At 65.8% G+C, this 13,163-nt stretch carries 12 protein-coding genes; 10 read left to right on the top strand and 2 right to left on the bottom strand.

The annotated features are described in order from the left end of the window. The first annotated feature begins 4 nt into the window (after window positions 1-4). Together NU1_RS23295 and NU1_RS23290 are read left to right on the top strand one after the other, a co-directional pair. Window positions 5-1,654, top strand: a complete 1,650-nt coding sequence (locus NU1_RS23295; protein WP_067524086.1) for a flavin-containing monooxygenase — start codon at window positions 5-7, stop codon at window positions 1,652-1,654. A gap of 257 nt (window positions 1,655-1,911) precedes the next feature. Then, a complete protein-coding gene (locus tag NU1_RS23290) occupies window positions 1,912-2,706 on the top strand; it encodes an alpha/beta fold hydrolase (RefSeq protein ID WP_067524084.1) in 795 nt (264 codons plus the stop codon). 217 nt (window positions 2,707-2,923) lie between these two features. On the opposite strand, the gene NU1_RS23285 is transcribed toward NU1_RS23290, so the two are convergent. Together NU1_RS23285 and NU1_RS23280 are read right to left on the bottom strand one after the other, a co-directional pair. Continuing rightward, entirely contained in the window at window positions 2,924-4,264 is a 1,341-nt protein-coding gene (locus NU1_RS23285) for an ABC1 kinase family protein (protein WP_067524237.1), read from the bottom strand. 41 nt (window positions 4,265-4,305) lie between these two features. Continuing rightward, window positions 4,306-4,956: a TetR/AcrR family transcriptional regulator gene (locus tag NU1_RS23280; protein WP_067524082.1), complete on the bottom strand. Its 651-nt coding sequence runs from the start codon at window positions 4,954-4,956 to the stop codon at window positions 4,306-4,308. Window positions 4,957-5,072: 116 nt separating this feature from the next. Here NU1_RS23280 and NU1_RS23275 point away from each other — a divergent pair, with 116 nt between their 5' ends. The 8 genes from NU1_RS23275 to NU1_RS23240 all read left to right on the top strand — a co-directional run bounded on the left by NU1_RS23275 (window position 5,073) and on the right by NU1_RS23240 (window position 13,162). Further along, complete coding sequence (locus tag NU1_RS23275; RefSeq protein ID WP_067524080.1) at window positions 5,073-5,939, top strand: metal-dependent hydrolase; 867 nt, start codon at window positions 5,073-5,075, stop codon at window positions 5,937-5,939. A 31-nt stretch (window positions 5,940-5,970) separates the two neighbouring features. Continuing rightward, the gene (locus NU1_RS23270; RefSeq protein WP_067524077.1) at window positions 5,971-6,828 is read left to right on the top strand and encodes a metal-dependent hydrolase; all 858 of its coding nucleotides are present in this window, start codon (window positions 5,971-5,973) and stop codon (window positions 6,826-6,828) included. An 11-nt stretch (window positions 6,829-6,839) separates the two neighbouring features. Further along, the gene (locus NU1_RS23265) at window positions 6,840-8,417 is read left to right on the top strand and encodes a flavin-containing monooxygenase (protein WP_067524075.1); all 1,578 of its coding nucleotides are present in this window, start codon (window positions 6,840-6,842) and stop codon (window positions 8,415-8,417) included. Further along, on the top strand, window positions 8,414-9,358 hold the full coding sequence (locus NU1_RS23260) for an SDR family NAD(P)-dependent oxidoreductase (RefSeq protein WP_067524073.1): 945 nt from the start codon (window positions 8,414-8,416) through the stop codon (window positions 9,356-9,358). Before NU1_RS23265 ends, NU1_RS23260 begins: the two co-directional genes overlap by 4 nt. Beyond that, entirely contained in the window at window positions 9,355-10,245 is an 891-nt protein-coding gene (locus tag NU1_RS23255; RefSeq protein ID WP_067524072.1) for an alpha/beta fold hydrolase, read from the top strand. Before NU1_RS23260 ends, NU1_RS23255 begins: the two co-directional genes overlap by 4 nt. Then, window positions 10,242-11,288: a ferredoxin--NADP reductase gene (locus tag NU1_RS23250; protein WP_067524070.1), complete on the top strand. Its 1,047-nt coding sequence runs from the start codon at window positions 10,242-10,244 to the stop codon at window positions 11,286-11,288. Before NU1_RS23255 ends, NU1_RS23250 begins: the two co-directional genes overlap by 4 nt. Window positions 11,289-11,447: 159 nt before the next feature. Next, entirely contained in the window at window positions 11,448-12,302 is an 855-nt protein-coding gene (locus NU1_RS23245; RefSeq protein ID WP_067524068.1) for an MlaE family ABC transporter permease, read from the top strand. Continuing rightward, on the top strand, window positions 12,302-13,162 hold the full coding sequence (locus tag NU1_RS23240; RefSeq protein WP_067524066.1) for an ABC transporter permease: 861 nt from the start codon (window positions 12,302-12,304) through the stop codon (window positions 13,160-13,162). The genes NU1_RS23245 and NU1_RS23240 overlap by 1 nt, the downstream gene beginning before the upstream one ends. The last annotated feature ends 1 nt before the right edge of the window (window position 13,163 follow it).

Raw genomic sequence — 13,163 nt, 5'->3', positions numbered from 1 at the left:
GTCGATGACGACCACGCTGAACAACGGCATCTCCGCCCGCACCGACACCAGGCGCGAGCGACCCGACCATGAAGTGGTCCTCATCGGCGCGGGCCTGTCCGGCATAGGCATCGCGATGCGGCTGCTCAAATCCGGGATCACCGACGTCCACTTCCTGGAGAAGTGGGACAAGCCCGGCGGCGTCTGGTACGTCAATCGCTACCCCGGTGTGGCAGTCGATGTGCCGTCGCTGTTCTACAGCTTCTCCTACGAGCACCGCAACTGGTCGCGATTCTTCCCCTCCGGCTCCGAAATCGCCTCGTACGCAGACGATCTCATGACCAAGTACGATCTGCACCGCCGCACCTCCTACCGCACCGAAGTGCGGGCGATGGAGTGGGACGAAGCGAACCACCTGTGGCGGATCACCATCGCCGACACGAGCGGAGCACCCGCCGGCGTGGGCACGCGGGTGATCACCGCCCGCTACACCGTGAACTGCGTCGGCGGGCTCGAGGTCCCGAAGTTCCCCGACATTCCCGGTCTGGAGGATTTCCGGGGCGCGAAGGTGCACAGCTCGCGCTGGGATTCGCGCATCGATCTGACCGGTAAACGGGTCGGCATCATCGGCACCGGCGCGTCCGGCTTGCAGATCATCCCCGAGGTCGCCGAGATCGCCTCGAAGCTCACGGTTTTCCAGCGCACGCCGATCTGGCTGGCCCCCAAGCCGGACTTCGAGATCCCCAAGTGGATGCAGTTCACGCTGAACCGGAAGTTGCCCCGGCTGGCCGCGCGCGCGTACGGGCAGGCTGTCATCCAAGCGGCCCAGGGTGCGATCCTGCCGCTGTCGGCGCATGTCGGCCCGGCGGTGAACATCGGCAATGTGGTGCTGGGCGCTTACTACAAGCATGTGCTGAAGGATCCGGAGCTCATCGAGAAGCTCACGCCCTCCTACACCGTGGGCTGCAAGCGGCCCTCGGTGTCGAACCGGTACTTGCAGACGTTCAAACGTCCCGACGTGGCCCTGGTGACCGAGTCCATCGAGCGTTTCACCGAGAACGGCATCGCCACCGCCGACGGCGTGGAGCACGAATTCGACGTGATCATCTGCGCCAGCGGATTCCGGGTACTGGAGAAGGGCTGGACACCGCCGTTCCCCGTGATCGGACGCGACAAACAGGACCTGGGCGCGGTGTGGGACGAGAAACTGTTCCACAGCTATCAGGGTGTATCCATTCCGGGATTCCCGAACGCGTTCATGATGCCCGGACCGTACAACCTGATCCTCGGCTCGTTCATCACCTCGATCGAGGCGACCGCGTATCACATCGTGCGGGTCATGCGGGAAACACAGCGGCGGGGCGCGACGGCTACCGAACCGCGCTGGGAGCCCACCGAACGCTACAGCCGCCACTGCCGGGAACTGCTGGCCAAGACCTTCCTGCACACCGGCAGCTACTGCACCGGTTCGAACACGTATTACGTGGATTACCAGGGCGGTTCGGCCATGGTCCGGCCGACCAGCTCGGTGACCCAGTACCGGCAGCTGCGCTACTCCCCGCACGACGACTACCGCTACCGCTCGATCGAGCCCGTGCCGCCGGCCGAGCCGGACGAGCCGGGCGTCATCGCCGCGGACATCATCGACGCCGAGGTGGTCGAGGTGATGTCATGATCCGCGGGTCCACCCGGCGCACAGGGGATTTCGCGACCGGATTGTGGTCCGGGTCCTCGAGGCGCCCGGAGCAGCGGATCGATGCCCGCACCGCATCGCACACCCGATTCTTCCATCACGTCTCCAACGGCCCTCGCGCCTTTCACCGATACCTCTGACCACCTGAACAGCAAAGGAATTCAGCTATGTCGACACAGTCGGAAACCCCTGCGACAGTGGAGTCTCGTGCGGACGCCACGCCCAAATTCGACAGGTCTGTGACGGCCGGCGGGCTGCGGCTCGGCTACGACGAGTTCGGCGCGGGTGACCGCGTGATCGTGCTGATGCCGCCCAGCGCCATGCCGCGGATGGTTCACCACCCGCTCGCCGCAGAGCTGGCCGCTCGCGGTCATCGCGTCATCTGCCTCGACCAGCTCGGCGCGGAAATCGACGATGCGAAGCCTCGGTATCAGCACTACCGCACGCCGGACATGGCCGGGCGGGTGATCGCCGTCCTGGATGAGTTGGGAATCGAGTCGGCGATCATCGGCGGCAAGACGAACTCGAGCGGCATCGCGCTCGAGGCCGCAATGATCGCACCCGACCGCATCAGCGGCGTGTACTGCGAGGCGGCGTGGATGGAATACTCCGCGTGGGCCGGCGGGTCGTATTGGACGGGGATGTGGCTGGTCGCCAACTTCAGCGGCCCGCTGGCGAAGGCGCTCGGTGCCGTCGTCCGCCGACTTCCGGTGGGAGACAGCCACATTCGCAACCTAGTTGTGACGGCGCTACAACAGGATATGCGCCGTACGGCAGCGTTGCATCAGGGCTTCTTCATCAGCCGGCCCGGCCCGACGCCCGAGATGCGTGCGACCATGACCACTCCGGTCCTGGTCATCACCCAGCAAATCGATCCGGTGCACGGACGACATGACGCCCGTCTGATCGCCGACTCGCTCCCGAACAGCCGGCTCCTGATGACCCGGTCCTGGCTGAACTGGTTCTCCCCCGAAGCGGGGGTCGTCGACGAGATGGACCGATTCGCGCTCGAATGCTTCAGCGAAAAGGCCTGAGCACCCACCATTGGGCCGGCCCGGCGAGTTGAAGCCCACCTCGCTCCCCGTGGTTACCGCGTGCGCTGCCGCCGCGTTACGGCAGCACGTCTTCGCTTGTAGCGGTGAGGTTTTCGCCTGGCCGGTGGTAGCGGTTGATTCTCGGTTTCTGCTGGGGGCGAGGTGTTCGGGCGCAGGCCGGTGGCGGCGAAAGTCGAGTCCTAACCGAACCTTCCGGTTAGGGCATTGACGTCTCGCGCCGCCACGTGTCGATCTGTCGACCGATTTCGGTGGTCGGTGGTTCGTGGTAGAGCCATTCCCTGGCGATGCGATGCCAGTTGTTGGTCGCTTCCAGTTGGCCGAGGACGCCGAGAACCATGAAATCGGTTCGGCGGGAGAAGATATGCGCGGTCGGCAGATGGCGCATCGGTGACGTGCCTGGTTGTCGAGCCAGGCGGGGGTCGATGGCTGCGGCGAACGCGCCCGTGGCCAGCTCGGGGGTGATGGTGATGTCGGCGTCGACCAGGGTCCATTCGGCGGTGGCGGTGATGTATTCGAGTGCCGCGGCGGGGGTGACTGCTGCGTCGGGATCGAAGACGCCGTGCGGGGCGAGCATGTTGTAGAGGTCTTCGGCTCGGCCTTCGGCAGCGGCGCACAGGACACGGCGTTCGAAGTCGACGTCGGCGGGTGCCATACGCCGGAAGAGGCCGAAGTCGACGAAAGCCAGACGGCCGTCGTTGCCGAGCAGCATGTTGCCGGGGTGCGGGTCGCCGCAGAATTCGTTGTGGGTGAACAGGGACCCGAGATAGAACCGGACGACGAGTTCGCCGATCCTGGCGCGCTCGGCGTCGGACTGTGCGCGAATCCCCCCGAACCCTTGGCCTTCGAAGTGCTCGGTCAAAAGGACACGGCCGGTAGACAATTCGACGATGCTGTCTGGCACCGCAATGAACGGGTGACCGCGAAAAGTCCGCGCGACGTGGTGCTGCGCGTGGGCCTCGGCCAGGTAGTCGAGTTCGCCTTCGAGGCCGAGCCGGACCTCGTCGAGCAGCGGCACCGTGGTGAGCGCGGGGCTCAGCGCACGCGTCATGCGGGCGAAGGCGGCGAGGTTCTTCAGGTCCGCGCGCACCGCCGAATCGACTCCGGGGTACTGCACCTTCACCGCGACCTGGCGTCCGTCGCGCAATTGGGCGCGATAGACCTGTCCGATCGACGCCGCCGCGATCGGTTCGGGGTCGAAGTCGGCGAAGATGCGGGCCATCGGCCCGAGGTCGGCCTCGATGACCTTGCGCATCGTGGCGAAGGGCGCGCGCGGGGCTTGGTCGCACAGGGTCGCGAGCTTTGCTCGTATGCGTTCGCGGTGCGATTCCGACACCAGTTCCAGATCGGCCAGCGACAGGATCTGGCCGATTTTCATCGAGGCGCCCTTCATGCTGCCGAGCACCGCAACCAGATGTTCCACCGCGTCCATCGTGGCGCGCTCGGCGAGTAGTTCCCTGGCTTGTTGGGAGCGTCCGACCATGGTCAAACGTGCACTTGCCAGCCGGACGGCTTGGCCCGCCACGGCTTGACCGAGCATCCGGCCGCGGGCCACTCTGCCCGTCGCGATCCGGTCGTCGGTCACGGCGTCGAGCCGGGCATCATCATGGAGCGGGCGAGGCCGGCACACGAGTCGATATACGCCGCCCTCGAACCCGCGTCGACGAAGTCGCCGCGCAGCAGGCGGACCATTCCGCCGATCGCGATGCTGACCATCACGTGTGCGGTGAATTCGGCGTCGATGTCGCCGCGAACCAGGCCGGCGTCGGCGTTGTGATGCAACAGTGTGGCGACGGTCGCCTCGAGCGCGGCCGACAGTCCGAGCAGTCGCTCCTTGATGTCTTCGTCCTGTATCCCCTCCAGCAGCATCCGCACGGCCTGCGGACGCTCGTCTGTCATTTCGAACAGTCGGCTCGCGACCGTGCGCAATCCTCCTTCGAGGTCGTCGAGCGAGGTTGCCCGCTGTGCGCCGGTCTCGGCCAGGATCAGCGCCGTCACATCGTCGACCACTTGGTCGATCACACCGTCGAGCACGTCCTTCTTGCTGTCGAAATACTGGTAGAACGTGCCCTTTCCCAGCCCGGCGCGATCGGCGATGGTGGAGACGGCCGCATTGGTGTAGCCGACGTCCGCGAACACCTCGGCCGCGGCGTCGATGAGGGCCGCTCGTCTGCGCGCAATCAGGTCGGGGTCTGCAGGTCGGCCTCGCTTGCGACTGCCGGTGATGGTCACGTCCTGATCCTAACCGTTTCCCGTTACTGTCTGGGCCAGATATTGACGACCGACGCGTCGGTCGGTAAATTAAACGCAGAGTTGTTGTCTCAGACAGAGCGGTTGGAGGCTTTCAAATGAGCACCTCGCAGACGCCGGTAGCGGCGTATCCCAAGGTTCGGCGGATCCGGTTCCATTTCGACGAGCCGGAGTCCTCGGACAAGCACTTTATTCGGGGCGACATGGTGTTCAGCCATTTCGTCGCCGGGCTCTCCGCCGGGTTCCCGGCCGGCGAGGAAGGGTTCATCCGCTCGGTCCGGCGGTTCTCCGACCAGATCACCGATCCGGTGCTGAAGAAGCGGGTGGCCGCATTCATCGGTCAAGAGGCGGTGCACGGCCAGGAACATCGGCGACTCAACGAACGGCTGGTCGAACTCGACTACCCGACGGTCGGATGGATGGATTCCGAGCAACATCGCGAGCGGATGATCCGGCTCGAACAGCGGTTGCCGGACATGTGGCACTTGGCGTTGACCGCGGCGGCCGAACACTACACGGCGGTACTTGCCGAGCGGGCGCTGGACAGCGAGGAAATCCAGTCGATCCCTGGCGAGCCCGAGATCTGGCACCTGCTCAACTGGCACATGATGGAGGAGTTGGAGCACAAGTCGGTGGCGTTCGACGTGTTCCGCGCCGTCGGCGGATCCGAGTCCACCCGGATCGGCGTGATGCTCGCCCTCTACCTCTTGACGTTGCCTGCGACCGTCGTCGTCGTCCTCGCCTCGCTGGCGCATGATCCGGTCGCGCGCCGACAGCCGGCGAAGGTCGCTCGACAGGCGTACAAGCTGTTGCGCGGGCCGATATTCCGTGGATTGCTGCGGGATCTGGCCGTGTACATGAAGCCCGGTTTCCATCCCGACCACATCGACACCGCCGCCCTACTCGAGCGGTGGCAGCGCGAATTGTTCGGCGACACCGGCGTGCTGGTCGACCACCTCAAGTGACCGACCACCCATCGCAGACAGGACGAAAACCATGACCACCAATGCCTATCCGAAGGTTCGGCGGATGCGTTTCCGCTTCGGAGACCCGGAACCGGTGCGCCGCCACTTCATTCAGGGCGACATCGTCCTGAGTCACCTGATCGCGTTCCTCTCGGCAGGTTTCCCGCCGGGCGAGGAGTCGTTTATCCGGTCGGTGCGCCGCTTCGCGGACGAGATCACCGATCCGGTGCTGAAGAAGCGCGTCGCGGGGTTCATCGGCCAGGAGGCCGTGCACGGGCAACAACATCGGGAGTTGAACAAGCAGCTCGTCGACCTGGGTTACCTGTCCGTTCGGGTGGCGGATTTCCCGGCGAAATCCCGCCGCGAAAAGGCGTGGATCGCCGCCGAGAATCTGCTCCCGCGGCACGCGCATCTCGCGGTGACCGCGGCCGCCGAGCATTACACGGCGGTCATGGCGCAACGGGTGCTGTCCAGTGCCGAGATCCAGGCTATTCCGGGTGACCCCGAGGTGTGGAACATGCTCAATTGGCATGTTTACGAGGAGCTGGAACACAAGTCGGTGGCTTTCGACGTCTTCCGGGCGACCGGCGGGTCGGAGCGGACCCGGATCCTGGCCATGGCCTTCTTGTACTACTTCGTCATGCCGTTCCTGACGATCGCGGTGCTGGCCTCGATCGCGTCCGACCGGACCGCGTGGCGGCCGATCACCGTGGCCCGTCAGCTGATCCAGGTGTTCCGCGGGCCGTTCGTTCGCGGCCTGTCGGCGGAACTGCGCGCCTACATGCGGCAGGGTTTCCATCCCGACGACGTCGACACCAGTGCCCTGCTGGCGCAGTGGCATGAGCGGTTGTTCGGATCTTCGGGCGAACTGCTCGACCGGGTGAAGTGAGAGAAGCAGACATGGCTACCAAAACCAACACCGCCCGCCGGGCCGGCGACGAGCGCACGACCCCCGATCACGAGGTGGTAGTGGTCGGTGCCGGGTTCGGCGGCATCGGCACCGGTATCGCGTTGCAACGTCAGGGGATTCACGACTTCGTGATCCTGGACAAGTGGGACCGGGTCGGTGGCACCTGGCACGCCAACACCTATCCCGGTGTGGCGGTGGACATCCCGTCGTTCATCTACAGCTTCTCCTACGAGCAGCGCGGCGACTGGTCGCGGGTCTACGCCCCCGGCTCCGAATTACGCGACTACGCCGAGGACATGGTCGACAAGTACGGGCTGCGCGAGCGGCTGCGGCTGAACACGACCGTGACGGGCGTCGAATTCGACGAGCGCAACGGCTTGTGGCGGGTATCGATCGACGGCGAACCCGTGATCACCGGCCGCTACCTGGTGCTGGCGGTCGGTGGGCTGGAGCGGCCGAAGATGCCCGATATCGAGGGTATCGACAGCTTCGCGGGCACCTTGATGCACACCGCGATGTGGGACGGCGACGTCGCACTGGCGGGTAAGCGAGTGGCCGTGATCGGCACCGGCGCGACGTCGCTGCAGCTGTCACCCGCGATCGTCGATGAAACCGAGCATCTGACCGTGTTCCAGCGGACCCCGATCTGGGTGTTCCCCAAGTCCGATGCCGCCGTCAGCGGGTTGGGTCGCCGGATCCTGGAAAACAAGCCGCTGCGCTCCGCACTGCGTCTGGTCGGCACCATCGCCACCGAAATCAGCATGAGCGGCATGGTTGTTGGACCGTCGTGGCTGATGAGTGGGGTGCGGCAGCTGGCGGAGATGCCGGTGCGACGGTGGATGCGCAAGCAGGTCGACGACCCGGTGCTCCGGGAGAAACTGATGCCGAAGTATGGGCTCGGTTGCAAACGGCCGTCGATGTCGAACGACTACCTCAAGATGTTCAACCGGGCCGATGTCAGTCTGGTCACCGACTCGATCGAGTGCGTCACCGAGAACGGGGTGCGCACCGTGGACGGGGTGGAACACGAGATCGACGTCCTCATCTGCGCGACCGGGTTCAAACTGTGGGACAAGGGCGCGACCCCGCCGTTCCCGGTTCGCGGCCGCGACGGGTTGGACCTGCGCACGTTCTGGGATGTCAACCGCTTTCAGTCCTACCAGGGCGTCTCGGTGCCCGGCTTCCCGAACGTCTTCACCATCACCGGCCCGTATGGGTTCGTGCTCGGCTCCTACATCTGGATGATCGAGGCGGTGACCGCGCACCTGAGCCGCACCCTCGCCGAGGCCAAACGACGCGGGACCGATCTCGTCGAGATCAGCCAACAGGCCCACGACGACTACTTCGCCAAATGCCTGAAGCGGCAACAGAAGAACTTCCTGTTCACCGACGTGTGCGCCGGCTCGAACACCTACTACATCGACAATCACGGCGATTCGCCGTTCCGGCCCACCACGCACGGCGAAATGTACTGGCACAACCGCCATTTCAACCTCGAAGTCTACAACTACACGACCACGGCACCCGTCGCCGCAACGTCCGTGCCCACCGTGAAGGAATCCGCGTGAAAATCAACACACTGCACCCGAAACTCGTCGTCGTGACCGGCGCGGGCAGCGGCATCGGCCGCGCCATCGCCCTCCGATTCGCGAACAGGGGCGCGCACGTCGTCGTCTCCGACATCGACCTGAACGCCGCCGAAGCCACGGTGGCGATGATCCGCGGCAAGGGCAACAAGGCCACCGCGGCCCGCCTCGACGTGACGGACCCGCAGGCGTGGGAGTCCTTCGCCCGCGACGTCCACGCCGACCACGGCGTGCCGGATGTGCTGGTCAACAACGCGGGCATGGTCATCAGTGGCGCCTTCGTGGATCTGGCGCCGCAGGACTGGGACCGACAGCTCGGCGTCAACCTGATGGGCGTGATCCACGGCTGTCGTGTGGTCGGCAAACAGATGATCGACCGGGGCCAGGGCGGGCACATCATCAACATCGCCTCGGCGGCCGCGTTCACCCCGACGGCGGTCATGTCGGCCTATTCGGTGTCCAAGGCCGGAGTGAAGATGCTCAGCGAATGCCTGCGACTCGAGTTCGCTCCGCACGGTATCGGCGTCAGCGCGATCTGCCCCGGCGTCATCAACACCAACATCGGCCTCAACGGAGTGATGGTCGGTGTCGACGACGCGACGGTCGAACGAAGCAAGCAGGCGAGTGTCCGGATTCAGGAACTGGCCGCGAAACTCCCGTTCTCGCCACTGAGCCCGAACCTCGTCGCCCGCGCCGCGACCAGGGCACTGCGCTACGACCTCGCCGTAGTGCCGGTCCGGGCCGAAGCGTGGCTCGGGTACTTCCTGATGCGCGTCGCCCCCGGCATCAACCGCAACATCGCCCGGTACTTCACCGTCGATGCGCTCGAGTCGGTCGCTGAACGGGCGATGAAGCTGATCGGTGCCGACATGCCCGCGCCGACGTCGAAGACCGAGCCCGCCCGGGTGGAGGCCCGCAAGTGACCGCCGGCGAGCACCGCGAGCACCGATTTCCCCGAGAATCCGGCGGTTGGCTGCATGTCACCGAGTGGGGTGTGCCGACCGCCGAGGTGACCGTGGTGCTCGCGCACGGCTGGTCCCTGTCGCGCCGTTCCTGGGAGGACGTTGCCGAACGTCTGGTCATCGCCGATCCGACGCTGCGGGTGATCGCCTACGACCACCGCGGCCACGGGCAGTCGGCGCGCATGCGGGCAAGCTTGGAGCTACTAGCCGATGATCTCGACGCGTTGATCGACACGCTCGTGCCGACCGGGGCCCTGGTGCTGGGCGGGCACTCCATGGGCGGCATGACACTGATGGCACTGGGTGAACGGCACCCCGAGTTGATTCGGGACCGGGTGCACGGCGTCGCGTTCGTCGCCACCAGCGCGGGCGATCTGCCCGCAGTGGGGCGGCGGCTGCTGCGGTTCCCGCCGATCACCGCCCTCGCAGTCGCGCTGATCGCGCACCTGCGGCTACCGAGCAAGCCATTGTTCTTGGCCCGCCAGTTCAACCGATTCGGCATGTTCGGACCCCGTCCACGCCGCCACGACCTGAACCGCGTGGTCTGGCAGGCCGCGCAGAGTCACCTGCGCGCAGTCGCCGACATGGGCGCGTCGATTTTGCGCCACGACCGCTACGACACACTCGCGGTGTTCGACGACACCGACGTGGTCATCATGGCTGGCGGCGGGGACCCGATCACACCGGCCGCGCACAGCCACATCATCGCCGCGCGACTACCCCATGCCCGGCTGCAGGAGTTTCCGCGGGCAGGTCACCACCTGCCCTACGAGCACCGCGACGAGGTCGCCACTGAACTACTCGTTCTCACCGAAAAAGCCCTCGGACGAATCGGATTGGCCGGATGACCCCACGCGCTCACGAGGTGAAGGTACGCGACGTCGTCGCCGAGACCGGCGACGCGGTCACGGTATCCTTCGACATCCCCGAGGACCTCGCGCCCCGCTTCCGCTACCAGCCCGGCCAGTTCCTCACGGTGCGGGTGCCCAGCGACCGCACCGGGTCGGTCGCCCGCTGTTACTCGCTGTCGAGCAGCCCGCACTGCGAGGACCGCTTGGCGGTCACGGTCAAACGCACAGCGGGCGGTTACGGCTCGAACTGGATCTGCGACAACCTCGAATCCGGCGACCTCATCGGCGTGCTCGAACCCGCCGGTGTCTTCACACCACGGTCCCTGGACGAGGACCTGCTGCTGTTCGCGGCGGGCAGCGGCGTCACGCCGATCATGTCGATCGCCAAGTCGGTGCTTGCCGCCGGCACCGGCGATGTTGTCGTGGTCTACGCCAACCGCGACGCCGACGCGGTCATCTTCGGCAACGAATTCGACCGGCTGACGCAACGCTTCCCGCAGCGGCTGACGGTCCGGCACTGGCTGGAGAACGAACGCGGCCTGCCCACTGTGGCCGGGCTGGTGGAACTCGCGCGTGATCATCGAGATCACGACGTGTTCCTCTGCGGCCCAACCGGATTCACCGCAGTAACGCTTGCGGCGCTCGGCCAACTCGGGATACCCGAACAGCGAGTCCACCGCGAACAGTACCGCTCACTCACCGACAACCCATTCGAGCACACCGCGCCCGCGGCGACTCCCACACCCACCGGGGCGGGTAAGGACACCGCGACCGTGCGGGTCGAGATCGACGGCGAGACACACATGCTGAACTGGCCGCGCGACACCAAGCTCCTCGACATGCTCCTCGACCACGGCATCGACGCGCCGTACGTCTGCCGGGAATCGGCCTGCGGCACTTGCGTATGCAGCGTCAAATCCGGGCGGACCCGAATGCTCATGAACGAATCGCTCATCGACGACGAACTCGCCGCGGGCCTCACCCTCGCATGCCAGACCCTGCCCGAGTCCGACCAACTGCACATCGCGTTCGACCAGTAGCGCTTGTTCCAGCGGTCGGCGTGAGTCCACTCATGTCAGCACCGCCAGTTGATCACCCTCGCGGCGCCGAGGACGGTGCGCCACACCGTCCTCGGCACGATCCGCGGGAGTGACTCGCGTCATCGCTGTATCGGGCAAGTGCTCAGCTTTAGGGGAACGATGAGATCAACAGGACCACCGACCGTGGTTACCACTCCCGAACGATTGACGCGAATCGTCGGCCGGAACTTCTCCGACGTGGTGCTGTCGAGCGTGCGGACCTTCGGGCGGGTGGTCGCGATGGCCATCGAGGCGGTGGTGGGGGCGGTCTCCGATCTGGTGGCGGGTCGATTCCAGTGGCGCGAAACCCTGCATCAGTGCTGGTATTTGGTGACAGTGACAGCGATACCGGCGGTGCTGATGGCGGTGCCGTTCGGTGTCGTCGTCTCGGTGCAGGTGGGCAATCTGATCCATCAGGTCGGCGCGGATTCGCTGCTGGGGGCGGCCGGTGGTCTGGGCGTCATTCAGCAGGGTGCGCCGATGGCCACCGGATTGCTGTTGGGCGGTGCGGGCACCGCCACCATTGCCGCCGACCTCGGGGCACGGCGTATCCGGGATGAGATCGACGCCCTGGACACCATGGGCATCAGTCCGCTGCACCGCCTGGTGATTCCTCGGATGGCGGCCATGCTGGTGGTCGCGCCGCTGCTGAATATGTTGATCATCTTCGCCGGTGTGCTCGCCGGATACGCGGTCGCCACGGGTGTTCAGAATGTGACGCCCGGTAGCTACTGGGCCTCGTTCGGATCCTTCGCCACACTCACCGATGTGTGGATCTCGGCGGCCAAGGCCATGCTGTTCGGTTTCCTGGTGGTGATCATCGCCTGCCAGCGCGGCCTGGAGGCCAAGGGCGGGCCTCGCGGCGTGGCCGATGGGGTGAATGCGGCTGTGGTGGTGTCGATTCTGGCCATCGCCGTGGTCAATGTGGGCATCACGCAATTGGTGACCATGTTCCTGCCGACCAGGATCGCCTGATGGCCGCGCCGTACACCCCGCTGGGGTTGGGCCGGGCCGCGCGGGCGGTGCGCGGCGGCCGACTCTTCGCGCCGGTTGATTCGATTGGTTTCGCGCTGAGTTTCGTCTGGCAGGTGTTCGCGTCGATTCCCTTGACGCTGCGCAGGTATCGGCCGCAAACCATGAAAATGATCACCGATATGACCTGGGGGCGCGGGTCGGTGATCGTGGGCGGCGGCACCGTGCCGGTACTGGTGGTGCTGGGCATCGCCATGGGCGCGGGCGTCGGCATCCAGTCGTTCGCCTCGCTGAATCTGCTGGGGCTCGGGCCGCTGACCGGCATCGTGTCGGCCTTCGCCAATACCCGCGAGCTCGCGCCGATCGCGGCGGCGGTGGGGTTCGCCGCGCAGGCCGGGTGCCGGATGACCGCGGAGATCGGCGCTATGCGGATTTCGGAGGAGATCGACGCCATCGAGGCGCTGGGTATCAAGTCTATGCCGTTCGTGGTGACGACGCGGCTCATCGCGGGGGCCATCACGGTGGTGCCGACCTTCCTGGTCACCTTGCTGCTGAGCTATCTGACCTGTTCGGCGGTGGTACTGGTGCTGCACGGTCAGTCGACGGGCGTCTACAACCACTACTTCGATCAGTTCATCAACGGGTGGGACGTGCTCGCCGCGGTGATCAAGGTGGCGGTCTTCAGCGCCGCCGTGATCCTGATCCATTGCTACCAAGGGTTTTTCGCCACCGGCGGCCCGGAGGGCGTGGGTATCGCCTCAGGGCGTGCGGTACGCGCCAGCTTCATCGCCATCATCACCCTCGACATGGTGCTCACCGTCCTGCTGTGGGGCATCAACTCGTCCATCACGTTCTCGGGGTAGC

The organism is Nocardia uniformis NBRC 13702, assembly GCF_001613345.1.
Classification (GTDB): domain Bacteria; phylum Actinomycetota; class Actinomycetes; order Mycobacteriales; family Mycobacteriaceae; genus Nocardia; species Nocardia uniformis.
Note: the sequence above shows the minus strand (reverse complement) of the source record. Positions and strands in the feature narration are given on the sequence as shown.

Excerpts from the sequence above, each read along its gene's own strand:
- NU1_RS23245 (WP_067524068.1), top strand. The coding sequence starts at position 11,448 with ATGAGATCAACAGGACCACCGACCGTGGTTACCACTCCCGAACGATTG.
- NU1_RS23250 (WP_067524070.1), top strand. The coding sequence starts at position 10,242 with ATGACCCCACGCGCTCACGAGGTGAAGGTACGCGACGTCGTCGCCGAG.
- NU1_RS23285 (WP_067524237.1), bottom strand. The coding sequence starts at position 4,264 with ATGCTCGGTCAAGCCGTGGCGGGCCAAGCCGTCCGGCTGGCAAGTGCA.
- NU1_RS23295 (WP_067524086.1), top strand. The coding sequence starts at position 5 with ATGACGACCACGCTGAACAACGGCATCTCCGCCCGCACCGACACCAGG.
- NU1_RS23275 (WP_067524080.1), top strand. The coding sequence starts at position 5,073 with ATGAGCACCTCGCAGACGCCGGTAGCGGCGTATCCCAAGGTTCGGCGG.
- NU1_RS23270 (WP_067524077.1), top strand. The coding sequence starts at position 5,971 with ATGACCACCAATGCCTATCCGAAGGTTCGGCGGATGCGTTTCCGCTTC.
- NU1_RS23240 (WP_067524066.1), top strand. The coding sequence starts at position 12,302 with ATGGCCGCGCCGTACACCCCGCTGGGGTTGGGCCGGGCCGCGCGGGCG.
- NU1_RS23265 (WP_067524075.1), top strand. The coding sequence starts at position 6,840 with ATGGCTACCAAAACCAACACCGCCCGCCGGGCCGGCGACGAGCGCACG.